Source organism: Desulfobacterales bacterium, assembly GCA_034520365.1.
GTDB lineage: Bacteria > Desulfobacterota > Desulfobacteria > Desulfobacterales > Desulfosalsimonadaceae > M55B175.
The window spans coordinates 1-25,619 of record JAXHNP010000001.1 but is presented as its reverse complement, the minus strand read 5'-3'; the positions used below and the strand labels follow the sequence as shown (position 1 = coordinate 25,619).

Sequence of the window (25,619 nt, the reverse complement as noted above, 5' to 3'; positions counted from 1 at the left end):
TTTAAATATGACCAGACACCGAAAAGAAAAAACGTTCTGATAAATTATAAAAGACTTCAAGAGCTTCTGGGATTCGACAACTACGAAAACTTGCCGGCGGCTTATAAAAAATGGGTTGATAAGAGCCTGGAAAACGGCGCCAATATCCGCGATGACAAATGGAGTGCGAATTTAGCTGTGGGAAGCAAGGTTTTTGTTGAGAATGTGCAGATGGCGATGGGGGCATCTGCAATGGGGGGTAAGCCTCGTGAAACAGGAGAATCATATCAACTGTGAGCAATTCAGAAACCCTATATTGATGATTTTGGGGGTAAAAAAAGCAAAATAGGCCCTGAAAATGTCTTTCCATGGCATTGAATATATTAAAATACAGTATGTTAGCGTGGCCCGACCCGAAAACCGAGCAATCGCTTAATGCACAATAAAGAGGAGATATTGACCCGTGGATAGGATGCAGCAAGTGATACACTCGCTTTTTAACCGATTCGCAGCGGTACTGCCGGAGCTGTTGATCGCAGCAATGATTCTGATTGCCGGCGTATTGATCGCCCTTTTTTTTGCGCGGCTCACATGGTTTTGTATAGAAAGATTTAAATCCACCAAAACTTCGTTTTTGCCGGGTTGGTTTCCCTTACGTCACTTACAGCAATTCGGTCATGGATTGGCACGTGGTGTCTTTTGGATTACGATCCTGATTTTTATTGTTTTTTCCGCTCAGGTGTTTGGCTTCAATGTCATAGATCACTGGGTGGTGCTGGCTTCTTCATTTTTACCGAAGCTGATCGGCGCATTTGCCGTACTCATTGCAGGTGTTTTGGTCTCCCGGGTTGTCGGGGACCTCATTTCCCGCTCCGGTAAAACAGCCGGGATACAAGCGGCTTCGCGATTTGGTTCCATTATCTATATCGCCGGTGTTACCGTTACCATCCTGGTCTCCATTGAGCAGATCGGAATCGAAATTGAATTTCTCACAACCGGTGTACTGGTGATTCTTGCCTGCCTGCTGGCCGGAGGCGCACTCTCTTTTGGGATTGGTTCAGCACCTGTTGTGACCAATATCCTGGCCGCCTTTTATGCCAGGAAAAATATTAAGACAGGCACCCATATTATTATTGACGGCATAGAGGGCAGGGTGGTTGATATTTCCACGACCTCGTTTGTCCTGGAGTGCAAGTCCGGTCGTTTCATTGTTCCGGCCAGGCGGTTTAACGAAGCTGTTGTCGAGGTGTTGCATGACAAGGCTTAGCCAATTCGTTCAAAGCTACATACAACTGCATCCCGAGGCCGCAGCCAATGTAATTGAAAGCAAAAACAGAGAGGCGTCTCTGGCGTATCTGATCGAATTGTCAACCCCTGACCTTGCGGCCCTTATTCCCCACCTGTCTTCTCATCTCTTGTCATTAGTATTGGAGCAATTGCCTGCCGGACGCGCAGCAGAGGTTTTTCAGGATGTGCCTGATTCCATCTGCGCACTTGCATTGCAGCATCTTTTGCCGGAGAAACGTTTGGCGCTCGTAGCTGAAATGGACCCTGTCCGCATGAAACATATCAATCGGCTTCTCAGCTTTGTCCGCGGGACGGCGGCTTCGATTATGGATAGTACGGTGCCGTCGGTTTTAAGCTCAGAAACGGTAGGCCGTTGTATCGAGCGGCTCAAAAGCGCAAAGCATAAGACGATCTATTACCTCTACCTGGTGGATCCGGATTATAAATTGTGCGGGGTAATGAATTTAAAAGAGCTGTTACACAACTCGGGCTTTATACATGACCCGCTTGCCGCCTATATGAGCCGTGAAGTAACTGCCGTGTTTGCCGATATGACCATAGAAAATCTGCAAAAACATCCCGCCTGGTTTCGCTACCATGCCCTGCCGGTCACCGATCGTCGCGGTCGTTATCTGGGGGTCATTCAATACGAAACCATTAAGCGTTATGAACTCGAAAACCGCGGGGCGAGGCGCAGCTCTGAACTGTTGGAAACCGGCAATGCCCTGGGAGAGTTATATACGTTGGGCGTGTTCGCACTGCTGGGCGCTGCGTCTTCTGTGGCAACAAAACAACCGGAGTCGCCTGATGAATCCTGAGCCCCAGACCCTGGCCAGCGCTCTGGCTGCAGATTTTTTTAAGAGATATCCGCTGGATGCGGCTGAAAAGTTTGAGCAGTTGCCCGACGCGCATGCAAGCGAGACCTTGAATGCAATGTCAGCTGCAGATGCAGCGATGCTGCTTTCTTTGATCAATCCCGCTTTTGCCGCAAGACTGGTAAGAGACGTCTCCCATCTTTTTGAAATCTCCCAGCTTTCGGATCCGGCTTACCTCGCCCGCATTTTTGCCAGGCTTGACAGTGAAACCAGATCCCATTGTCTTAGCCGGCTGCCGGAGCCTGTGCGCAATGAGATTGTAGCGGTTTTGAAATATCCTGAAGGGACGGCCGGCAGCCTTATGACAACCCGGGTGGTCAGTTTCCACCCCAACGATAAGATTGAAACGGTTATCAGCAGAATCAGGCGCCTTAAGGCAAAAAATCTGACGCTGATCTACCTGGTGGATATAGACGGCAGGCTGCTGGGCCGAATCTCTCTTCAGGATATAATCGGTGCCGAGGATCATGAAACACTGCAGTCCCTGTCCCGCCCGACACCGAGTGTAAATGAGATGGCACCACGCGATGAAGTTGTGGAAATTGTCGAGTCAAGCAAGCTGTCATCAATCCCGGTAGTCAATGCTGACGGAATACTGATTGGGACAATTCGCCACGATGAGCTCTTCGATATTGTGCACGAAGATGCGCTGGGAGACATGCAAACGATGGTCGGGGTCAGCAAGGAAGAAAAGGCCCTTTCCACGGCCTGGTTCTCGGTACGAAAACGAATGCCGTGGCTGTCCATAAACCTGCTTACCACCTTTGCGGCCGCAGCGGTTGTCGGTATATTTGAAAACGTCATAGCGCAGGTAACGGCTCTTGCCATATTGCTGCCGGTGGTCGCCGGACAGTCCGGAAATACCGGAGCGCAGGCCCTGGCTGTGACGATGCGCGGTTTATCACTCAGAGAAATCCGCTTGCGTCATAAATGGCGTGTTTTAACCAAAGAGGGATCGGTCGGATTTATCAACGGTCTGTCAGTTGGTATTATGTGCGCAATAGCCGTTTTTATATGGAGTCAATCCCTGCCGCTTGCACTGGTGATTGGAGCGGCCATGATCCTTGCCATGGTGGCGGCAAGCCTGTCCGGTGCAGCCATTCCGATGCTTCTGACTGCTATGGGGCAGGATCCAGCGACAAGTTCATCCATATTATTGACAACGATTACCGACATTGTGGGTTTTTTAAGTTTTCTTGGCCTTGCCGCCCTTTTTGGTCAGTATCTGATCTAAACGGAACAGGAAAACTTATTACAACACTTCAGGCCGGATGCAGGCTGCAAGAACCTATTTATTGCGGGGATAATTGCGGGGACACCATACGTATTTCGGCAAATCTTATAGTTTCCATAAGCGGGGGCTTCCGCTCGCAAGCTCGCTCGGTCCCCCGGTGCCGCTGAACTTTGCGCTCTGCCCCATGCAGCCTTTGGCTTTTTCTTGACCTGACCACTTTATTTGACTATTTTATGAAAAAGGAGGTGGTCGCATGAAGACAATGGCCATTAGTGAATTTAAGACACATGCGTTAAAGGTGCTAAGCGAGGTTGCAAAATCCCAGGAAACCATCGTCATAACGAAAAGAGGCAAGCCACTTGCTCAAGTCGTACCTTATCTTAACTCCGGACAGAAGCCGATGCCAGGCAAACTCGCGGATGCTTTTGTTTTCGAAAAGGATATAGTCACTCCGCTTGGTGAAGGATTGTGGGAAGCATCTCAATGAAATATCTGCTCGATACGCATACCTGGGTTTGGTGGAATATGCGCCCCCAAAATCTGTCGCGGAAAGTCGCAAAACTGATTGAAAATGAAGAAGGATATGATGAGCTTCTTTTATCTGCAATTTCACCTTGGGAATTCAGTAAGCTTCTGGAAAAAGGCAAGATTGGTATTTCCTGCCACCCTGAGGAATGGATTAGTTCCGCATTGGAAATGCCACAACTCAGATTTGTCCATCTTACACCCATGATAGCCTATCGCTCAACAGTACTTCCAAAACCTTTCCATGACGATCCAGCAGATCAGATAATTGTGGCCACTGCGAGGGAAGAGAAAGCAAAGATTCTTACAAAGGATAAAAGAATTTTAAATTATCAATATGTTCAGAGTCTTTGGTAAACTCGAATAGACTTTGCAGAACCTTGCTGCTGCCCCGGACTGGCTGGGGCGAGCGGCTTTGCCCAGCCGAGCAGCACCAATGCAATTTGTTTTAACAAAGGCAGTGCTCCCAACCGCCAGCCGGTGAGCAGCCTGTTATGGATCAAAAAAGCCATATAAAAAACCATATTTTTATATTGACACATTTTCTTTAACCACAGCACCAACACGGACCGGGAAACAGCAGCAACGTTTCGCTTTGCAGCTTTTTCCCGGCCGGTTATGCTGGGCGTTGGGGCCATCGAAATCGAAATCGGGATCGCTATCGGGATCGACGCATCATGACGCTAGGACACGAGAGACTTGACGTTTACCCTCTATCGATCGGCTACGTGGCCTGGGTATACGAAAAGGCCAAGGGGTTGAACGGCGTCCATCGCCCCGCACGAGACCAATGGCTTCGGGCCAGCCAGTCGATACCGCTGAATATCGCCGAAGGTAATGGCAAGACCGCAGCAGCCGACCGAAGGCGTTATTTTGAAATCGCACGTGGCTCGGCGCTGGAGTGCGCCGCCATTCAGGATGTTTTGGTTGTCGGCAAGGCCCTTGACAAGGCCGAGAGTCGGAGCCGGAAAGACGAGATCGACCGTATGGCGGCGATGCTCAGTGGTCTGGGGGGAAGAGGATACTAGGTCAGGAGGATCATACATTCTATGGCCAGGAGGCTACAGGCGATTTCGATCCCGATAGCGATAGCGATTTGGACGGAGAAGGAAATTAGCCCCAACCAAGCGTTCCAGGCGACGCTTGACAGCGCGCCTGAACGTACACGTTGTGTCAAAAAAACACTTCCACCTATTGACACTGGTATCATTATTGATATTATATTAATATGACAAAAATCGATGACCTGCTTGAAAAGATACGGCGGAATCCCAAGGATGTTCGATATTCTGACTTATGCAAGATCTGTGATCATTTTTTCAGGCGGGCACGGTGGCCCGCCCTACGAATGGGGAAAAACCCGATTCATCGTAGGGTCGGCCACCGTGCCGACCATAAATTTTTGATTTCATTGACCTTACACCTTGCACCCTATACCTTAAACCGTGAAGTTACTTAGAAGGTGATCCACGAGTAAACATTCAAAACGCTCAGGGAAAGGCCAAAATATACCAGGTTAAACAGGTTCTCTTGGCTATTGAAAAACTGGAGGTCAATCATGGCACAAAAAAATGACAAATATACATACAGGGTGACATGGTCTGAAGAGGATAATGAATATGTTGGCTTATGCGCTGAATTTCCAAGTTTGAGCTGGTTGGCGGATACGCCTGAAAAAGCCCTAAAGGGTATACGAAGGATTGTGGCAGAAGTTATATCTGACATGGAGGGAAATAACGAAAAAATTCCTGAACCAATAGCCTGCAAGCGGTATAGTGGAAAGTTTATGGTTAGGATTCCGCCTCATGTCCATCGAAAGTTAGCTATTCAGGCTGCCGAAGCCGGTATCAGTCTTAACCGTATTGCCAGCTCAAAGCTAAGCCAATAGTGGCAGCACACACAACCACAGCATCAACCCGGACCGGGAAACAGAAGCGCCGCTTCGCTTTGCAGCTTTTTCCGTCGCCGGCGATGCTACTCCATATCACGCAGTTGGTCCGCCACTTCCTGCAACTGGTCAATGGCGTCCTGCAGTCCTTTGCGAACAGCCTCCAGGCCCTCCTCAGGCACGGCGGTCTCCGCCGCCGGTTCAGCCGCCGTTTCATCTCCTGCGAGTTCCGCCTCGCTTTCAACCGCCAGGGCAACCGTGGCTTTTTTCCCGACAAGCGCATCCACCGAGTCCTCCAGCATGGGGTGCATCACCACGCGCCGGCTGTCGGCGAGGATAATGCGTCTCAGCTCCGGAAATTCGAGCGCTTCCGGCTTTAAAAACACGGGTTCCGCATACAGCAGGCTTTGGCCAAGCGGTATCACCAGAATATCCCCCCGCATGACTTCTGAGCCCACCTGGCCCCAGAGGGTAAACTGCTCGGAGATCACGGCATCGTTGTCGATCCTGGCCTCGACCTGTCTCGGTCCGTCCACGTGGCGTCCGGACGGAAAGCGGTACAGGATCTTTTCGCCGTAGTTCTCGCCGTCCATTCTCGCAGCCATCCACCCCACCAGGTTGTGGCGTTTGTCGGGTGTGAAGGGCTGTATCAGGAGAAACTCCTCTTTTTTCTCGTCCGGAAGCCGGGCCACGATGTAATAGGGCCTAAGCGTATCCGTGCTTCCGGATGCCGCATGCTGGGGCACGGACCACTGGTCCTCCTTGTTGTAGAATACCACCGGGTCGGTCATGTGGTACTGCAGAAGCATCCGGGTCTGGACGCTGAACATGTCCATGGGGTATCTGACATGGTCCCGGAGGTATCCGGGCATTTCATCAGCCGGCTTGAAAAGATCCGGAAATATCTGCATGTATGTCCGGATAATGGGGCATGAATCGTCATAGACGTAGTAGTCCATGGTGCCGTTATACATATCCACAACCGCCTTGACGCTGTTTCGGATGTAGTTGAATTGCTCCTGCCATGGCGTGGAATAGGGGTAGCGTGCGGATGTGGTGTAGGCGTCCTGGATAAAGAACTGCCGGCCGTCTGCCACCACGGTATAGGCTTCGCCATCCCGCCCGAGAAACGGGGAAACCGCGGCGAAGCGCTCGGCCACCGTCCGCCGGTACTGGATGCGGCTGTCCTCGTGGATCTCACCCGAAATCAGGATATTTAAATCCTTGAACTGCCAGGCATACAACAGCCGCCTGAAAAAGGAGCTGAGCGCAACCCCGCCTTTTCCCTTGTAATGGGTATAGACCGGTCCGTCCTTACCCGGGTAGTTAAATTCCTTCATATCGCTGTTGACGATGGCAAAGGGCAGGCTTTTTAATCCGTAGTAAATTTCGGGCCGGTCAAGCGCGATCTTGCCGGCGGGGGGCAGGTCGCGGAGGAAAAATTCAGGGCGTCCGCCTTCTGCCACCTCGGTCACCGGGCTTATGGCCACCCCGTATCCGTGGGTGAACTGAAGGTGCCGGTTGACCCAGCGCTGGGCCTCTGTCGGCAGCTTCTCTGAAGAGAGTTCCCGGGTTGAGAGCATGACCTGGCGAAGATCGCCGTCAACTGTATAGCGATCCGTCTGAACGCTTAAAAAATCGTAATACAGCCGGAAAAACTGGATCTGATTATAGCTTTGAAGCAGCGGCCCTTCGTCCCAGAACCTGAGATTCTGGATGGTGCCCTGATTTTCATCAATGGTTTCCGCCCGGACCTCACCGCGCGCCGGATGGTTTTTGCGAATCATGTCCTCAAGCCCGTACGCCTTCCGGGTATAGGCGATGTTTTTGGCGAGATATTCCCTTTCCCTGGCCAGTTCGCTGGGTTCCACCTGAAGGCGCTGGACCAGTCCGGGCAGCGCCGTGGTGCCCAGAAGGCTTAATATCAACCACATGCCGATACCTATTGCGATTAAGCGGTATCCCCCGGAGCGCAGGGCGGCCAGAAAGAGCATTGCCCCGGTGGCCAGGGCGACGAATGTCAGCACCGTGAGGGCGGGCAGGAGAATTTTGTGGTCTGTGTAGCCTACCCCGAAAACCGTGCCGGTCTTTGAGAAAAGCAGATCATAACGGCCGAGCCAGTGCCCCGCAGCAATCAAAGCAAAGAACAGGGCCCCCAGAATCAGTATGTGTGTTCTGAACCGGCCTTCAAAGGAAAAGCGCTCCCCCTTCAGGCTGGCAGAGAGGTAATAAAACCCGCCGGTAATCAGCACAACCACCACCAGCATGCCCAAAAGCCAGTTTCTGAGGAAACCTAAAACCGGGAGGGTGAACACATAGAAGGACAGATCCCTTTTAAAAATCGGATCGATTTCATTAAAGGCGACACTGTTGAAAAAGCGCAGAAATGACTCCCACCGGGCGGCCGGATAGCCCGCCAGAAAGATCGCCAGGATCACGATGGCCAGAATTCCCAGCCATACCATCAGGCGCCGGGCAGCCGCGTATTTGTCCTGGGAAAGCTCATTGCCCGGCTTCCATTGATAATGGGCCGTGTTCCGGCAGGCGGCATAAAAATTGGGCACCACCAGGCAAGCAAACACCAGGAGGCCGAGCAGGTATAGCCAGATCTGTGTGGTCACGCGGACAAACAGCACCTGCTCATGGCCCAGGCCGGAAAACCAGAGCCAGTCCGTGTAAAACCCCCGGGCCCAGTTTAAGCCCGCAAGGACAGCCAGCACAATCAACCCCAGGCATAGGAATTTGACCATCCGGGTCAGCCGGAAAAAATCCAGGTCTTCCAGACGGAATGGCGGCTGTGTAGGGCCGCCGCCGGAACTCCCGTTTTCATAGGGATTTGTCATCATCGACCTCCTGTTGGTTGGTGGGGTTAACCGGGTTTATCCGATTTTAGCCAAGGGTATCGAAAAGGTCAATCATCAAGTAATGGCTATTTGAAGGGCCTGTTCCCTGAATTCCCTGAGAACCGACCTTCATTGCTTTAAGCTCTGCGTTTTTTCGCCGGCGCGGATCGGCTGTGCTTCGGTTTTGAGCCCGCAGGTTGGCGGTTTGACGGTTTCTGCCCGGCAGGTCGCGGGGGCTGGTTTGCTTTTGCGGCTGCGGCTTCGTAATTGAAATCCGGCAGGGTCTGGCGTTCAACCTTTGCGCCCATGACCCGGTCGATGGCCCGGACCATCTGGGTATCTTCATCGGTGATCATGGTGTAGGCCTCGCCTGTGTGCGCAGCGCGGCCGGTCCGTCCGATTCGGTGGATATAGGCATCCGCCGTGTTGGGGATGTCGTAATTGATCACGTGGGATACGTTGGCAATATCGATGCCCCGCGCGGCAATGTCAGTGGCCACCATGATCTGGTAGGTCCCGTCGCGGAAACCGTTAATGGCATCCTGCCGCCGGTTCTGGGAAAGATTGCCCTGAAGCGATGCCGCCCGGTAGCCGGCCCGGCTGAGCTGCTCGCCGAGGCGCTTGGCCCGGTGCTTGGTACGGGTGAAGACGAGGACCGAATCGGTCCGGGTCTGCTGAAGTAGTTCAAGCAGAAGCGGCGTCTTCTGGTGCTGGGCTACAGGAAAAAGCGCATGGGAAACCGTTTCGACCGGGGCGGTGATCCCGACTTTTACGGTGACCGGATCGACCAGGCTCTCCCCTGCCAGGTGCCGGATTTCTTCGGGCATGGTGGCCGAAAAAAGAAGGGTCTGACGCTTTGCCGGTATCTGTTTCAGGATGCGGCGGATATCGGGCAGAAACCCCATGTCGAACATATGATCGGCCTCATCCAGGACGAGTACTTCCAGGGCCGAAAGGTCAACCGTTTTCCGGCCGATATGGTCAAGCAGCCGGCCGGGACAGGCCACGATGATATCGGCCCGGCGGGCTGATTTGATCTGCGGGCCGATGGCCACGCCCCCGTAGATGGCGATGCTTTTCAGGCCGGTTTTTTGTCCCAGCAGGGTTATCGCTTCGTGGATCTGTTCGGCCAGTTCCCGGGTGGGCGCCACGATCAGGGCCCGGGTGGTGCCGCGTTTGCCCGCCATCAGGCGGTTTAAAATCGGCAGCGCGAAAGCCGCGGTTTTGCCGGTACCCGTCTGGGCCAGGCCCATGACGTCTTTTCCGGCCATGACCGGAGGCATTGCCTGTTTTTGGATGGGGGTGGGCGCGGTGAATCCGGCGGCGGTTACGCCCGCCGCGACAGCAGGATGGAACTTAAATGTTTGAAAATTCATAAAACCTCTTTGTTAAATGGTATAACTTAAATTGAGCGTTACAAAGTTTTAATGTAAATTTATAACGCTCAATTTAGGCATAAAAAAAGCCCCGGAATTGTTCCGGAGCTTAAAGTGTTCTTTTATTGTCCAGGACGTTACGTTATAAACAATCATAGGGGCTAAAAAGCCATTTGTCAATGTAACTCTTTGAATGTGCGGAAAAAATAATTCGTCCGGTTTAACACATCTATTCAATCCCTTTATGACCCCTTGCCGGCTTTTTTTTGAGCCGAGGGGGAAGAAAAGCGGAGTTGGATCTTAAATGAGAGTTTCAGGGTCTGCGGATATTGAATTTGCGCATTCGGGCGCGCAGGGTGCTGCGATTCAGGCCCAGGATTTCAGCCGCACTGTTTTTGCCGCTCACTTTCCAGCCGACTTGTTCCAGCACCCGTTTAATATATTCACGCTCGACATTTTCCAGGGTTTGATCCGGTTTTGCGGCATCTTTGTAGGGCTTTTTCAATTCATCCACCAGCCGCAGCTTGGTACCGGAGGAATTGATCACCGCCCGTTCAAGGACATTTTCCAGTTCGCGAACATTGCCGGGCCAGTGGTATTGCTGAAGCGCCTCCATAACACCCGCCGGGATCACCTTGATCGATTTGCCCAGTCTTTTTGAGATCTGCTCAACATAAAAACCGGTCAGCAGCGGGATGTCTTCGAGGCGATCCCGCAGCGGCGGCATAGTGATCGGGAAAATATTGAGCCGATACCAGAGGTCTTCACGGAACGCGCCTTTTTGGACCTCCGCTTCCAGATTGCGATTGGTGGCGGCAATGATGCGAACATCGACTTTTTTGGTTTTTGAACTGCCCAGGCGTTCAAACTCACCTTTATCAATTACCTGGAGCAGCTTGGGCTGCAATTCCAGCGGCAGTTCGCCGATTTCATCCAGGAACAGGGTGGCGCCGTCAGCGACTTCAAAGCGTCCCTGGCGGCTGGAATGCGCGCCGGTGAAAGCGCCTTTTTCGTGGCCGAAGAGCTCACTTTCAATCAGGTTGGTGGGGAGGGCGGCGCAGTTCATTTTCACCAGGGCCCGATCCTTGCGCAGGCTCATGCCGTGAATCGCGCGGGCCGCCAGTTCCTTGCCGGTCCCGGTTTCTCCGAGAATCAGGACATTGGTGTCTGTGCCGGCGATTTGTTCAATTTTGTAAAGTACATAATTGATGGCATCGCTTTTGCCGATGATGTTTTCATGATTGTATACCAGCTTGATTTCTTCCTGGAGATAGGCTCTTTCGGCTTCGAGCTGGTCTTTGAGCTTGCTGACTTCAAAAAGCGCGTCCTCGGCCGCCTGCCTGTTTTTTTCCGCAGCCTGCGTGGCCGTGCTGAGGTCGGCCGTTCTTTGCTCAACAATTTTTTCGAGGTGCCTTTTGTAATATTCACGCTCGGTCACATCTTCGATTGCCAGCAGAATCACTTGGGTTTGGTTGCCCTCGCCATGGATCCGCCTGGCATTGAGATGCATAATTTTACTGCCGATGGCCGCAAAGTCATGTTCGACTTCAAAGTCATGAAAACTGGTATTTTGGGGCAGAATCTCTTCAAGCAGTTGCCTGAGCCTGGGAATATCCCATTGCCGGCTGCCCAGTTCGTATATCAGGACGCCCTCTGTTTCATCAGGGCTGGCACCAAAGGTGTGGTAAAAGGCGTTATTGGCCGTTACCACTTTCAGGTCCGGATCAAGCACCACCAGGGGGTCTCTGATCGACCCCAGGATGCTTTTGAAAATTTCCAGAAATTTTTTTGGCATTTGCCGGCTCCATGCTTATCAATTAAAACCAATACATTCAATATAATAGCATAACATCGAGACGGCAACAATTTAGGTTTAATAGATAGAGGCTTCCGTGAAGAACACACATTCCTTTTTATTTTTGCGCCATTCGACCAGGGCGGGCAGCAAATGGGTTTTAAGATAGCCCCTTGTTGCCGATAAAATTATCGTCAACAAGAAATATACTGCCGCGCCATCCAGAAGTATAAATACGATCCAATTCCGCAATAACCTGATGCGGCGTTTTGATGCGCGGGCGGTGACCGAATAACGCCGTCACATTGCAGAATTCGCAGTTAAACGGGCATCCCCGTGAGAATTGAATACTCATAGACGCGTATCGTTTCATTTTTATCAGACCCCATACGGGCGCCGGGGTGTCGCCAAGATCGCAGAAGGAGGAAGCTTTGTAGTTCCTCATTGTTATCGGACGCTATCGGATATGATGATAGCCGGGCTTTTTAACCGCGGCAAACCGGCCCGGGACATCCCCGCTTCCATTTAAAGCGTAAACCTGCGCCCGGTTCAGATCAAACCCTGCGGACACGCCTGTTTCCCTGATAATAATTTTTTTGATGGCTGCTTCATTGAGTTCGGCTGGATCGACCTGAATTACCCTGATTTCATCATTATCCGGAATGGCGGAAAACCTGCCGCCCGGCAGGTAAATACACCCGGTGGAAAAATCCACGGCAAAGGCGATAATGCCCGGAACGAGGAAAAACAGAAGTCCGATTCCGTCTAAGGCCACGATCCCCACGTCAATGCGCCCGCCGGTCTGTCCCCTTCTATCGGGATGGAGAAGATAGCCGCAAGCCGATATTTGCGTGAGCAATGCGATAAAAATAAAAATACTGAGTAATTTTTTGACAAAGATGGTTTGTTTCATTTCCATAATCTTTCTGTTTGAATTGTTGATATCTCGCATATTGGGCCTCAGTGTCTCGATTTCATCCCCTTTTTTTTCCACGGATCAGCAGAGCGATCCCGCCCGCCAGCGCGATTCCGCCGATGATCGGCGGCAAGGGGATCGTTCGGGTTTTGTCCGCCGTCATTTCAATCGGACCGATATCAACGACCTTCTCTCTGGTCGTGTAGCTGATTCCCTGATACCCGAAAGCTGCGATCCCAATACCAATCAGTATGATTGCCAAAAGTATGGTTGTTCTCATTTAATTTTTCCTTTTATCTTTATTCATTTTTAAGAATGGCCGGTATTGTAAGCCCCGGCCGGCTCTCTTCTGGAGGAATGCTGAAAAAATCAGCATGTGGAACTTAAAGATCCTTCTACTTGCCCATCACTTTCTTGATCTGATCGACCTTTTCCTGAATTTTTCCTTCCAGATGTTCTTCTTTGCCTTCGGCTTCCAGATCGCTGTTTTCGGCGACGATGCCGGCGATCTGTTTGACTTTGCCTTTTACCTGGTGCATCTTGCCTTCTGCGTTGTCTTTGATGCTTGATTTCATGGTATTCGTCCTTTTTGTTTTCAGTTATTCTTTGTTATTTCGAGGATTCTTTCCCGGGGGATTCATCCATCCCTGCTTTCTATAGACTCAATCATTATGCCAGATTTCCATCCTCGTCGGTGGATTGACACATCATACTGGTTTTTATAGGAATCGGCCAGCACCCATTTGCCGATCGGAAGAATGAGGCCGCACTCCCCACAAAGTTTGCAATTAAAAGGATCTCCTTGCTCCATCTCCAAAAATATTTTTCCGGCAGATGGAGCAAGGGTCATGGCCGATTAGAACTTAAAGCCGATGCCCAAAAGATAGACAAACCGTCCATCATCGAAGTTATCATCCGCGTCGCTTGCGTTTTCGAAGAGAAACTGGTATTCGATACCGGCGGTAATAAACGTTGTGTTATTGACAAAAAATTTCACGCCGCCTTCCGGCCCCGCGATAAATTGTTCCTTGACCGTATCGCCATATAAATAGCCGATATTAGCGCCAAGGTAGGGAAACCAGTTCCCCATATCGAAATTATAATCAAAGGCTAAACGGGTGGACGCATTCCAGTTGTCATCGCCGGGAATATCAGCATATGAAACCCCTTGCCGCCACACCGCTTCAAAATTCTGCGTCATGAAATATCCCAGTCCGGCTTCAATATTGAACACGGTGCCATCCAGACTTTCATCACTGGAGCCGCTGCCACCCAGCGTCAATTCAAAATCCCCTTCCGTGTAAGCCATGGCGGCGGGTACGACAAACAACATGGATATTGTGATCAGCAAAAATATCAGTTTTTTCATTTTTCAAACTCCTTTTTATTTAGGTTTTCGTGCATTTTGTTAAACTACGGAAGTCTTAGTTGGTCGTGGGCACGGTTTTTTCGATGGTCATCTCATTGTTGACGTCCTTGACGCCTTCCACTTCTTTTGCGTATTCGCTGTTACTGGTACCGCCCGCTAAATTGTTTTGTTCATGATGCTTTTTCTCCTTTTTTTTGACTGTTGTTTTTTCGGAGTCGGTTTTCCCCTTTTCGGCTTTTAAAAATGCTTTCAGGTCGCTGGCGTTGCTGTCATAAACGAGCGAATCGGGCGCTATTTTCCCGGTTTTAACGATATTAAAGAGGAGATTGAGCTCGGCTTCAAAATTTTTCAAAATGGTATCCGGGTCAGGAACCAGCCCCTCATCTGTCACCAAACCGATTCCGACTTTACCGGCATAGCTGAAAATACTGATTCCCATGCCGACCCGACCGGCCCTGGGGACCCAGCCGATAAAATTTTCGACCTTCTTTCCCGAAAAATAGAGGGGCTTTGGCGGGCCGGGGACATTGGTCAGAACAGCCGTCGCCTTATTGCCGAAGAAATTGGAGGCCTTTTTGGCGATGGTCGCCGAGGATATCCCCAGCGCCCTTAACACCATAAACGCGACAGCGGCGTCCGGCGACTGTTTAAGATGATCCATCCGTCTTTTAACTTCTCTTAAGCGAAAAATCGGGTCTTCGATGTGGACCGGCAAGGCAAGAAAAACCAGGCTGAATTTATTGCCCAGTTCAAATGCGGTCCCGGGTTCACGGATGTTGACAGGAATTGCAGCGCGCAGCTCCGTTTCCCGAACCCTGTCACCTCTCATTATCAGATACTGTCGCAGCGCACCGGCGACCGAAGCGATGAGAACGTCGTTGATCGTGGCGCCAAGGGCTTTACCGATGGTTTTGACGTTTTCCAGTGATATGCGATTCGACCAGGCGACCCGCTTTCGAACGCCCAACGGCCCTTTAAAACAGGTTTTGGGATCAAACGGCATCATGGCGAGCCTGGTCAAAACTGTTGCCGTGTCAACAGACGCGCCGGAAGTGTTTTTGATGAGCGTTTTCAGATATGACGGTCTGGAGAACACTTTTGAGCCCTCTGCACTCAACTTTCCGCCGATTATTCGTGTCTTGTTGATTACTCCGGACGCGTTTGCGATCAATTGCCCGAGCGGCATGAAAGAAGGCGGTGTCCATTTCTTTTCCGGTCTGGCGCGTTTGGCTTCAAATAAGGGAATACCGGGTTCTTTGTCAGTGGTGGAGAGGATAACGTGGACCAGGGAAATGCCGTCGGCAATACAGTGATGCAGCCTGAAGAACAGCGCGCATCCTTTTTTATAATTTTCAATAAGATGGCATGACCACAGGGGTTTGTTCCTGTCCAACGGCATGGTCATCAAATCACTGACCATTCGTTGAAGCGCCGCCTTATCGCCCGCACCCGGAAGGGCTACCCGGTGAAAATGAGACCGGATATCAAAGTAGGGGTCAAACTCCCAGCTGGCGATGCCGTATCCCGATAATGGCATGACAACGCGTTGTTTGAACCGGTTAAACGCGCACAAGCGGTCTTCCAGGGTTGCGCAGGCTTCGTCATAATCCAGTGTTTCTTTAAATTCCATAATGCCGGTAATGATCATCAGATTTGTGGGATGATCCATATGCAGCCAGAAATTATCCGCATTTGTCATGGTCTCAGTCATAATGCACGTCCTTTGAAAAGCGATTATTGATCAGAAGACCGGGTCGACTCAGTTGAAGCGTCTTCTGCTTTATGCTTTATCGTCTTACACAATCCGTGCCAGAATTTTTGTATTCGCGATGTTAGCGATAATTGACTGGTTTAACGAGGATGTTTGGTTAAACCGGCAGAGGTGATTTGGGCAGGAGGGTGAACGGGACTGATCATATATGACCACTGATCATATGTTGCCAGTACATGTGGCAAAATCTTATCGACAGTGCTGCAACGCGTCGTTATACTTTTGAGTGTGAACAAATCAGATCGCAAAATCAAACCGTAAGCAATGATACATCAGGCATAACGAAACAACCAAATAAGGAGAAGATCGATGTTTCGACACATCCTCATTCCGCTTGACGGCTCCGGTCTGGCCGAATGCTCTGTTTCCTGCGCCGTGGCGTTTGCCCGGGCGTTCGGCGCCCGTGTCACGCTGTTGCGGGTTCTGGAAAAAGCGCAAAACGCAGAGTGTTTGCAGCCCATTGATCCGCTGGAATGGAGCATGTACAAAAGGGAGGCCAACGCCTACCTGGCTGAATTGGGGGCCCGGTTTGAAGCAGAGGGTATCAGCGCGGATTTTTTGCTAAAGGAGGGGCATCCGGCCCAGCGCATCATAGAAGCCATCCAGGAAAAGGGCATCGATTTGATGGTGCTCAGCAGCCACGGCAGAAGCGGCCTGAGCGGATGGTCTGCCGGCAGCGTGTTCCATAAAATCATCGCCCGCGCGCGCATCTCCATCATGATCGTCCGGGCATACCACTGGGATGAAAAAGATCCGTCCGCCCCGTTTCGCTTCAGCAGGATACTGGTTCCTCTCGATGGTTCGAAAAGATCTGAATTTGCCCTGCCCCCGGCAACCGCCCTGGCCCAGACCCACAATGCGGAACTTATGCTGGCCCATGTGGTAAACATGCCGGAAATGCCGCGATGGACCCAACTGACGCAGGAAGATGAGAAACTGGTAAACCGTTTGGTGGCGCGCAACCGTGAAGAAATGGGAAAACATTTTGAGACGGTTTTGCCCCGTTTGGCTGTAGAAGCCCGTACCCTTGTGGAAACATCCGACGATGCAGCCGCCCGGCTCCATGAACTGGTGACCGAGCAAAATGCGGACCTGGTGGTCCTGAGCGCCCACGGTTATTCCGGAAAATCGAGATGGACCTTCGGCAGCATCGCGCATACCTTTATCGCCTATGGCACCACACCGCTGCTTCTCGTGCAGGACTTCCCCCGCGACAAAATAGAGCCGACCGCGGCGGAAGCAGCGGCTGCTGAAAAAAAGGGGCATTAGAATGCTGACCCGCTCCGTCATTGGCCTGACAGGCAGTCCCGCCTGGCTCAACAATCGCTTAAATGCACAAAAAAGAGTGCTTTGGAAAGCCTACCGGCATTTCGTCCGGGAGGCCGAAAAGGAGTTTACCCGGTCTCCCGCATCCGAATGGCTTCTGGACAACTTCCACATCATCCAGGAGGCCTGGCGCAATATTCAGGAGGCGATGCCGGTACAATTCTACCGGCAACTGCCCAAGCTAAACACCTCCGCGCTCCGGGGCAAACCCCGCATCTACGGGGTCGCCCTGGAAGCCATCCAGGCATGTCAGGCGGACCTGAAAACCGATGAGTTAAAGGACTTTATCTCGACGTATCAGCAATCCCAAATTTTAGACATCGGTGAACTCTGGGCGCTTCCGGTAATGCTGCGGCTGGGTGTTCTCGATTATCTCACCCAGGCGGCGGGAAATCTTCTGGAACCGCAGGAAAGTGAAAAAGACTTTGCCCCGGCGGCCCTGCCCGCTCTGGAAACGGTTTCCGACGAGTCCATGGTCGCCCTGTCGATTCAGAGCCTGCGCAGCCTGGAGACCCAGGACTGGAAAGATTTTTTTGAACAGGTTTCCCTTGTGGAGCAGATCCTGAGGCAAGATCCGTCAGCGGCCTATGGTCTCATGGATTTTGAATCCCGGGACAGGTACCGGAAAGCCGTTGAAGCGCTTGCGGAAAAAACGCCTTACAGCGAAACCGAAGTGGCCCGGGAGGTGGTCCGGCTGGCGCAACAAGGCGGCATAAAAAATCCATCCGGAGCAGATCACCACAGCCATGTCGGTTATTATCTCATCGACGCCGGGCGCGCCCGGCTCGAAGCCCAAATGGGATTTAAGCCCGCCGCAGGGGCCGGTCTGAAGCGATGGCTCCTGAATCGTCCGACCCTGGTCTATTTGGGGACAATCGGGATTTTGACCCTGTTGATTCTGCTTTTGCTCATGGGTTACGGGTATAGCGCCGGCGCCGGGACTTTCCAGTTGTGCCTGATTTCGGTTTTTTCCCTGATCCCTGTTATCACCGCCGCTGTCACCCTGACCAATTGGGGCCTTACCCGCATCATCTCCCCCCGGGTGCTTCCGAAACTTGACTTTAAAGATGGCATTGCTGCCGATTGCCGCACTATCGTGGTGATCCCGGCCATGTTGAGCGATACCGATGAGATCGACACGCTGCTGCGCCAGGTGGAACGCCATTATCTGGGCAATCCCGATCCCCGCCTCTTTTTTGCGCTGCTGACCGACGTGGCTGATGCGCAAGAAAAAGAGAGCCCCGACGACCGGGAGCTGATTGCAAGGGCCATCACCGGCACCGAACGACTCAACCAGCGCTACGGGGCATCTGCCGGAGACGAGGCGGGGCATTCGCCCTTTTTTCTTTTCCATCGGGAACGAATGTGGAATCCCAAAGAAAACATATGGATGGGATGGGAGCGCAAAAGAGGAAAGCTCGATGAATTCAACCGCCTGCTCAGCGGAGACGAAAACACTTCCTATGTGGTCCGGATCGGGGATATGGCCGCCCTGTCGGATATCCGCTATGTCATCACCCTGGATGCCGATACCCTGCTGCCGCGCGAAACGGCCCATCGCCTGATCGGAACCCTGGCTCACCCCTTAAACCGCGTCCGATTCGATTCTCAAACCGGCGAAGGCATCACCGGATATACGGTTCTTCAGCCGAGAACGGAGATTCATCCGGTCAGTGCCAACCGATCCCTTTTTCCGGAATTTTTTCCGGAAGCAGCGGATTGGATCTGTATTCCACCGCAGCCTCGGACGTCTACCAGGACCTGTTCGGAGAAGGCATCTACACGGGCAAGGGCATCTATGATATTACCGCCTTTGAATGTATCCTTTTCCGGCGGGTTCCGGAAAATGCACTGTTGAGCCATGACCTCTTCGAAGGCCTTCATGTCCGGGTCGGCCTGGTGACCGATATTGTTTTGCTCGAAGAATACCCGCCCAGCTATCCGGTGTATGCGCGCCGGCTGCATCGATGGGTTCGGGGGGACTGGCAGCTTCTGCCCTGGCTTTTGTTTCGCAAACCCCATCCCGAAGCCATTTCCAGTCCCTACCGGATTTCGCTGATCGGCCGCTGGAAAATTCTCGACAACCTGATCCGAAGCCTGTTTCAGCCGGCAATGCTGGTTCTGCTCATCGCCGTATGGCTTTTGTTTCCCGGGCCGGTCATTGTGTGGACACTGCTCGCCCTGCTGTTGTCGGCGGCTCCTTTGGCACTTCAGGCAATCACACAACTTCCCTCACAATTGCGGGGTCGGGCGTCTCTGCGGGATACCGCGGCCAGCTTTCGGCTGTCGGGTTTGCGCTGGCTGCTGATGCTGGCATTTCTGCCCTATGAAGCCCTGATTACAATGGATGCCGTTTTCAGGACCCTCTACCGGGTTTGGGTTTCCCACAGGCGACTGCTGGAATGGACGACATCGGCCAGCACCGCCCGGGGGCTTGAGAACAAAGCCAAATCAGGCTGGTTCTGGCAGCGGATGTGGGGCGCTTTGATGATTGCCGCAGGCGTTTTTTTCCTGCTGAGCGCCTTTAATGCCACGGCTCTTTTCAGCGCAGCCCCGCTGCTGATTGCCTGGTCACTCTCTCCATACATCGCCTACCGGATCAGCCGGCCCGCAGAGATAGCGCAGGAGATTCTGGAGACCGGGCAGCGCTACCAGCTTCGCCGTCTGGCCCGGCGTACCTGGTTTTTTTTCGAACAGTTTGTGGGCCCCGAAGATTACTGGCTCCCGCCGGATCATTTTCAGGAATCGCCTCTGGGGCTTGTGGCCCACCGCACATCGCCCACCAATATCGGGCTTTTGCTGCTGTCTACCCTGTCGGCTTACGACCTGGGATATATCGGCCTCCCGCTGCTCTCCGCCCGTTTGCGCAACACCGTTGACGCAATGGAAAAACTGGAGCGGCATCGGGGTCATTTTCTCAATTGGTATGAAACCCGCAGCCTTCAGCCGCTTCAGCCCAGATATGTGTCCGCGGTGGACAGCGGGAATTTGGCTGCATGCCTCCTGACGCTGCGCCAGGGATGTGCCGGTTTGCAGAATGCCCCGATATTATGTTGGCAGCAATGCCAGGGCCTTCTCGATACCCTTGATGTGCTCGACGACATCGTGTCGAATTTAAAAAAGGAGGCATACGAGGCGGTCAGCCCGGTGAAATCCCAGTGGGACCATATCCGGAATCAAATTCTGGCCGTTCAGGACGAACCCAAGCAGTGGATACCCCTTTTGCATCAAATGGAAAAAGCGGTTTTGCCGGAACTGGACCAGCGCCTGGCCGACATGGTGGAAGCCAAAGGACATCTTTTGAACGCAGCGGATTTAAACACCCTGCGCCTGTGGACACAACGAATTCATTACCAGTTGCGCAATGCGCGGCGGGAAATTTTGCAACTCGCCCCCTGGCTTTCAATGCTCGATGACGTACCGGCGCTGTTGCAGTCCGCCAACACACCGGCAGCCGAGGAATGGAATGGGCTAAAGGGCTCGCTGCCGCTTATGCCGACTATCGATGAGGTGGAAGAAATTTGCGGGGCAGCTCTGGAACGCCTTGATCGGCTGCAGAAGGCACTGAATGCCATGGCCGCCACACAGGAGCGCGATGAAGCCGTGACGTGGTGCGCGCAACTCAAAGAGAGCTTGCTCTCGGCGCAGGAAAACGCCCGTTATATCCTGTCGGATTTCATGGAAATCGGTCGCCAGGCGGAAGCAATGGTGGCGGCCATGGATTTCCCGTTTCTGTTCAATCCGCAGCGCCAGCTTTTTCGGATCGGCTACAACGTGGATGCAGACGCCCTGGACGCCAATCACTATGATCTGATGGCCTCCGAGGCACGCATTGCAAGCCTGGTGGCCATCGCCAAGGGAGATATCCCCCAGAGCCACTGGCTGCATCTGTCCCGGCCGATGATGCGGGTGGATCATACACGATATCTGCTTTCCTGGAGCGGAAGCATGTTTGAATACCTCATGCCGATCCTTCTGATGCGGGAAAACGCATCCACGCTTCTGGGGCAAAGCGCCCGGGCCGCAGTGGCCCGCCAGATTGCTTTCGGAAAGCAGAAAAAAGTACCATGGGGGGTTTCCGAGTCCGCGTATTACCGGTTCAACGCGGATATGCACTACCAGTACCGCGCTTTCGGGGTGCCGGATCTGGGGTTCAAGCGGGGGCTGGAAGAAGATCTGGTCATCGCCCCCTATGCATCCCTTCTGGCGCTGACAATCCGGCCCCGGGCCGTGGTGGACAATATTGCCGCGCTCATCGAACAAAATGCGCTCGGTACGTACGGCTTCTACGAGGCGATAGACTACACACCGTCCCGGCTTTCCATGGGAGAAAAGCAGGCCGTGATCCGCTCGTTTTACAGCCATCACCAGGGCATGATTATGCTGTCTCTGGCCAATTATCTCACTGACGGGAAAATGATCAACCGGTTCCACAGTGATCCCCGGATTCAAAGCGCAGACCTCCTGCTGCAGGAGAAATCGTCGAATCAGGCGCCGCTTGAAACACTTCCGGAAATGGCGGCCGTCCGGCGGGTGACGGAAAAGCCGGAAATCGGGATGAATTCGTGGCCCGTGCCGGTCCATACCCCTTTTCCGCATGTCCACCTGCTTTCCAACGGCCATTACGGACTCTTTATCACCAGCGCCGGAGGCGGTTGCAGCTTTTGGGAGAAAACCGCTCTGACCCGGTGGCGCGCTGATACCACCCTCGACAACCAGGGGAGCTGGATCTATGTATGCGATCAGCAAAGCGGTGCGCTCTGGTCGGCCACTTATCAGCCCGTCGGAAAGGCGCCAAACAAGGCCGAGGCCCATTTTTCCCCCCATAAAGCCGACTTTCGAACAGAATTTCAAGACATAATGCTGCACACCGAAATCACCGTGCCGCCGGAGGATGCCATGGAAATCCGCCGGCTTACCATCACCAACCAGGGCCATCAAACCCGCCGTTTATTTGCCGCCAGCTACGGGGAGGTCGTCCTTGCCCCGCCGGAGGTCGACCGGCGTCATCCGGCTTTTAACAAACTGTTTATTGAAAGCCGGTTCATAGAAGAAATAAACGGGCTTTTCTTTCGGCGCCGCCCGCGCTCGGCGGATGAGTCCCCGATTTTTTTGGTCCACGGTCTGATCCTCCCGGAAGGCACAGCCGCCACAGGCGCCCATGAAACCAACCGGCTTCGGTTTCTGGGAAGGGGGCGGACGGTCCGCGATCCCCTTTGGCCCGGGCAGAACAAGACCGATGCGGATAAAAGCAGCGAAGCCACACTTGATCCGATCATGTCTCTGGGCCAGGAGATTGAACTGGAACCGAATCAGAAAATCCAGATCGCATGGTATACCCTGGCGGCAAATGCAGAGGAACTGGCCATGGAAACCGCCGAACGCTTCCGGAACCTTTCAGCCGTGGATCGCGCGTTTTCAAAGGCTGAAACAAATACCCGATCGGAGCTCCGGCAGCTGGAGCTTTCGAGTTCGGATCTGGCATCCATTGAAAAGCTTCTTTCCGTGATGCTCTATCCCCATTCGGTGCTGCGGGCCGATCCGCAAACGCTGGCGGCCAATACCAGGGGGCAGCCGGGGCTGTGGCCCCATGCCATATCCGGAGATTATCCCATCCTCCTGGTTCGCATCTCCAGCCAGGAGGAAACGGCCCTTGTCCAGGAGCTGCTTCGGGCGCATGCTTACTGGCGCAACCGCGGTTTTACAATCGATCTGGTCATTGTCAACATGAAGGAAAGCGGATATGCCCAGGAACTGCAGGGACAGATTCATCGGCTTTTGCAGCGCACCAACAGCGATGCGTGGGTCAACCGGCGCGGCGGCATTTTTCTGTTAAATGCCGATCAGATGGAACCAGCAGACCGCGTTTTGCTCGACACCGCCGCAAGGGGGATACTCGACGCGGATAAAGGCCCGCTGGCCGACCAACTGGCCGGCATTGACACCGCACCGACACCGCCGCTTCCGGATTTCATCCCGGGACCCGCCCCGGCTGAAACGCCGGCGCAGACACCGCCGCTTCGCCGCCCGGACGATCTTTTGTTCGACAACGGGCTGGGCGGATTCACGCCGGACGGGCGCGAGTACGTCATTTACCTGGCACCGGGGCAGATGCCCCCCGCCCCCTGGATCAACGTGATCGCCAATCCGGGATTCGGCTTTACAATCTCGGAAAGCGGATCCGGCAACACCTGGGCGGTTAACAGCGGCGAAAACCGGCTGACCCCGTGGCACAATGACCCTGTCTCCGATCCCCCGGCAGAAGCCCTTTACCTGCGCGATGAAGAAACAGCACAGATATGGTCGCCGACACCGCTGCCGGCCGGAGAACGCCAGCCCCACCTGATCCGGCACGGTGCCGGCTACACTGTCTTTGAACACCGCAGCCATGGGATTTGTCAGCAGATGCACCTGTTTACGCCTGTTGCCGACCCAATCAAGCTCATTTGCCTTCGTCTGGAGAACATGAGCGGACGGATGCGCCGGATAACAGCCACCTATTACGCGGACTGGGTGCTCGGCCCGGATCGGGAGGGCATGCAGCCCTTTATCGTAACGTCGTATGACAACGAAAATCATGCCCTGTTTGTGCACAATAGCTACAATACCGAATTCGGCGGGCAGGTGGCCTTTCTTTCGGCAGACAAACCGCTTCACGGGTTTACCGCCAGCCGCTCCGAGTTTCTGGGTCGCATGGGAGACTACCGGCGTCCGGCCGCTCTCGGACGGATCGGTCTGGCCAATGACATTACGGCGGGGATTGATCCGTGCGGCGCAGTCCAGGTCCACCTCAATCTGGCCCCGGGAGAAGTCCAGGAAGTCTGTTTTCTGTTGGGACAGGGCAAAAACCGGGAAGATGCGCAGCAGCTTGTGGCAAAATACCGCGAGCCGGGGCGCATCGATTCGGCATGGCAGGAGACAACAGCATGCTGGGAAGCGCTTCTGGGCTCCGTGACGGTTGAAACCCCGGATGCGGGCATGGACCTGATGCTCAACCGATGGCTGGTTTACCAGAATCTTTCCTGCCGCATCTGGGGGCGCTCGGCGCTCTACCAGTCGAGCGGCGCATTCGGTTTCCGGGATCAACTCCAGGATATGATGGGTATTTTGCACCACCGGCCGGAAATCGCCCGGGAGCACCTCCTGCTTTCCGCCCGGCACCAGTTCGCAGAAGGCGATGTCCTTCACTGGTGGCACCCGCCGTCCGGACGCGGGGTGCGCACCCGCATCACCGACGACCTGCTGTGGCTGCCTTATGTGACCGCCCATTACGTGAAAGTCACCGGCGACGGTTCCGTATTGGCCGAGCAAATTCCGTTTCTGCAGGCAAAGGAGCTCGAAGCCGAAGAGGAGGAACGATACGGCCATTATGAACACACTGCCGAAGGTTTCAGCCTTTATGAGCATTGCCTGCGGGCCATCCGGAAAGCCGCCACCCGGGGAAATCACGGGCTGCCCCTGATCGGTGCGGGCGACTGGAACGACGGCATGAACCGGGTGGGCATCGGCGGAAAAGGGGAAAGTGTGTGGCTGGGCTGGTTTCTGCGCGCCACCCTCATTGATTTTGCCGATGTATGCCGGCAGATGGACCAGGGCGGGCAGGCGGATACGTTTATCACCATGTCCCGGGAACTGCACCGTGATATCGAAGCGTCCGGATGGGACGGGGAGTGGTATTTGCGGGGATTCTACGACGACGGCGTACCGCTGGGCTCGTCTAAATCCGACGAGTGCCGGATCGACTCTATTGCGCAGTCCTGGGCCCTTCTTTCCGGCGGAGAGACGGATTTCTCCCGTGCCAAACGCGCCATGGAAGCGGTCCAAAAACACCTCGTAAAACCGGAGGACCAACTGATCCGGCTTTTTTCGCCGCCCTTTGATACCTCCCCGCGCGATCCCGGATACATCAAAGGATATCCCCCGGGCATCCGGGAAAACGGGGGACAGTACACCCACGCAGCAACCTGGGCCGTATGGGCCTTTGCCGAGTTGGGCCAGGGAGACCGCAGCGAAGCGCTTTTCCGGATGTTAAACCCCATATACCACGGGGATACCCCGGAAAAGATGGCCCGGTACCGGGTGGAGCCCTATGTCATCGCGGCCGATGTCTACAGTATGCCCCCGCATACCGGACAGGGCGGGTGGACCTGGTATACCGGATCAGGGTCCTGGATGTACCGACTTGGCCTGGAGGCGATTCTGGGATTTCGCCGCCAGGGAAATGTTCTTCGCATCTCCCCCTGCATCCCCGGGGCCTGGCCCGGATTTGCCATAACCTACCGCCACGGCGCATCAATTTACCATATTCAGGTCCGAAACCCGAAAGGCGTCAACAGCGGGATCGAACAGATCCTGCTCGAAGGCGAAGTCCTGGCCGGGACAGACATTCCCCTTTTGGATGAAAAGCGGCGATACGAGGTCGTGGTACACATGGG

20 protein-coding genes are annotated in these 25,619 nt (G+C 53.7%); 10 read left to right on the top strand and 10 right to left on the bottom strand.

Annotated features, from left to right (window positions below):
• Positions 1–520 precede the first annotated feature (520 nt).
• From U5L07_00100 to U5L07_00080, 5 genes are all read left to right on the top strand, one after another.
• On the top strand, positions 521–1,246 hold the full coding sequence (locus U5L07_00100; protein ID MDZ7830131.1) for a hypothetical protein: 726 nt from the start codon (positions 521–523) through the stop codon (positions 1,244–1,246).
• Entirely contained in the window at positions 1,233–2,084 is an 852-nt protein-coding gene (locus tag U5L07_00095) for a hypothetical protein (GenBank protein ID MDZ7830130.1), read from the top strand. Before U5L07_00100 ends, U5L07_00095 begins: the two co-directional genes overlap by 14 nt.
• Entirely contained in the window at positions 2,074–3,375 is a 1,302-nt protein-coding gene (gene mgtE / locus U5L07_00090) for a magnesium transporter (protein ID MDZ7830129.1), read from the top strand. Before U5L07_00095 ends, mgtE begins: the two co-directional genes overlap by 11 nt.
• 253 nt (positions 3,376–3,628) lie before the next feature.
• Positions 3,629–3,862 carry a type II toxin-antitoxin system prevent-host-death family antitoxin gene (locus tag U5L07_00085; protein MDZ7830128.1) on the top strand — a complete coding sequence of 78 codons (234 nt, stop codon included), beginning with the start codon at positions 3,629–3,631 and terminating at the stop codon, positions 3,860–3,862.
• Complete coding sequence (locus U5L07_00080) at positions 3,859–4,257, top strand: type II toxin-antitoxin system VapC family toxin (GenBank protein ID MDZ7830127.1); 399 nt, start codon at positions 3,859–3,861, stop codon at positions 4,255–4,257. The genes U5L07_00085 and U5L07_00080 overlap by 4 nt, the downstream gene beginning before the upstream one ends.
• Here U5L07_00080 and U5L07_00075 read toward each other — a convergent pair.
• Positions 4,242–4,538: a hypothetical protein gene (locus U5L07_00075; GenBank protein ID MDZ7830126.1), complete on the bottom strand. Its 297-nt coding sequence runs from the start codon at positions 4,536–4,538 to the stop codon at positions 4,242–4,244. The two genes, U5L07_00080 and U5L07_00075, sit on opposite strands and share 16 nt — an antisense overlap.
• A 39-nt stretch (positions 4,539–4,577) precedes the next feature.
• On the opposite strand from U5L07_00075, the gene U5L07_00070 reads away from it, so the two are divergent.
• Positions 4,578–4,928, top strand: coding sequence for a four helix bundle protein (locus U5L07_00070; protein MDZ7830125.1), 351 nt, complete (start codon positions 4,578–4,580; stop codon positions 4,926–4,928).
• A gap of 530 nt (positions 4,929–5,458) precedes the next feature.
• A complete protein-coding gene (locus U5L07_00065; GenBank protein ID MDZ7830124.1) occupies positions 5,459–5,788 on the top strand; it encodes a toxin-antitoxin system HicB family antitoxin in 330 nt (109 codons plus the stop codon).
• 86 nt (positions 5,789–5,874) lie between these two features.
• Here U5L07_00065 and U5L07_00060 read toward each other — a convergent pair whose 3' ends face one another.
• The 9 genes from U5L07_00060 to U5L07_00020 form a co-directional block, all read right to left on the bottom strand.
• Entirely contained in the window at positions 5,875–8,631 is a 2,757-nt protein-coding gene (locus U5L07_00060) for a UPF0182 family protein (GenBank protein MDZ7830123.1), read from the bottom strand.
• A gap of 137 nt (positions 8,632–8,768) precedes the next feature.
• Positions 8,769–10,007, bottom strand: a complete 1,239-nt coding sequence (locus U5L07_00055) for a DEAD/DEAH box helicase (GenBank protein ID MDZ7830122.1) — start codon at positions 10,005–10,007, stop codon at positions 8,769–8,771.
• A 313-nt stretch (positions 10,008–10,320) separates the two neighbouring features.
• Positions 10,321–11,802 carry a sigma 54-interacting transcriptional regulator gene (locus tag U5L07_00050; GenBank protein ID MDZ7830121.1) on the bottom strand — a complete coding sequence of 494 codons (1,482 nt, stop codon included), beginning with the start codon at positions 11,800–11,802 and terminating at the stop codon, positions 10,321–10,323.
• A 160-nt stretch (positions 11,803–11,962) separates the two neighbouring features.
• Positions 11,963–12,157: a radical SAM protein gene (locus U5L07_00045; GenBank protein MDZ7830120.1), complete on the bottom strand. Its 195-nt coding sequence runs from the start codon at positions 12,155–12,157 to the stop codon at positions 11,963–11,965.
• 102 nt (positions 12,158–12,259) lie between these two features.
• A complete protein-coding gene (locus U5L07_00040; GenBank protein ID MDZ7830119.1) occupies positions 12,260–12,754 on the bottom strand; it encodes a hypothetical protein in 495 nt (164 codons plus the stop codon).
• Positions 12,755–12,776: 22 nt separating this feature from the next.
• Positions 12,777–12,998: a DUF3185 domain-containing protein gene (locus tag U5L07_00035; protein MDZ7830118.1), complete on the bottom strand. Its 222-nt coding sequence runs from the start codon at positions 12,996–12,998 to the stop codon at positions 12,777–12,779.
• A gap of 115 nt (positions 12,999–13,113) precedes the next feature.
• Positions 13,114–13,293, bottom strand: a complete 180-nt coding sequence (locus U5L07_00030) for a CsbD family protein (GenBank protein ID MDZ7830117.1) — start codon at positions 13,291–13,293, stop codon at positions 13,114–13,116.
• A gap of 281 nt (positions 13,294–13,574) precedes the next feature.
• Positions 13,575–14,087 (bottom strand): hypothetical protein, encoded by a 513-nt coding sequence (locus U5L07_00025; GenBank protein MDZ7830116.1) that lies wholly within the window; start codon positions 14,085–14,087, stop codon positions 13,575–13,577.
• A 55-nt stretch (positions 14,088–14,142) separates the two neighbouring features.
• Positions 14,143–15,798: a wax ester/triacylglycerol synthase family O-acyltransferase gene (locus U5L07_00020; protein MDZ7830115.1), complete on the bottom strand. Its 1,656-nt coding sequence runs from the start codon at positions 15,796–15,798 to the stop codon at positions 14,143–14,145.
• A 369-nt stretch (positions 15,799–16,167) separates the two neighbouring features.
• Here U5L07_00020 and U5L07_00015 point away from each other — a divergent pair, with 369 nt between their 5' ends.
• The 3 genes from U5L07_00015 to U5L07_00005 form a co-directional block, all read left to right on the top strand.
• Positions 16,168–17,127: a universal stress protein gene (locus U5L07_00015; protein MDZ7830114.1), complete on the top strand. Its 960-nt coding sequence runs from the start codon at positions 16,168–16,170 to the stop codon at positions 17,125–17,127.
• Position 17,128: 1 nt separating this feature from the next.
• Complete coding sequence (locus tag U5L07_00010) at positions 17,129–19,042, top strand: hypothetical protein (GenBank protein MDZ7830113.1); 1,914 nt, start codon at positions 17,129–17,131, stop codon at positions 19,040–19,042.
• Positions 19,043–19,296: 254 nt separating this feature from the next.
• The coding region (locus U5L07_00005; GenBank protein ID MDZ7830112.1) for a glucoamylase family protein at positions 19,297–25,619 on the top strand (6,323 nt) is incomplete at its 3' end.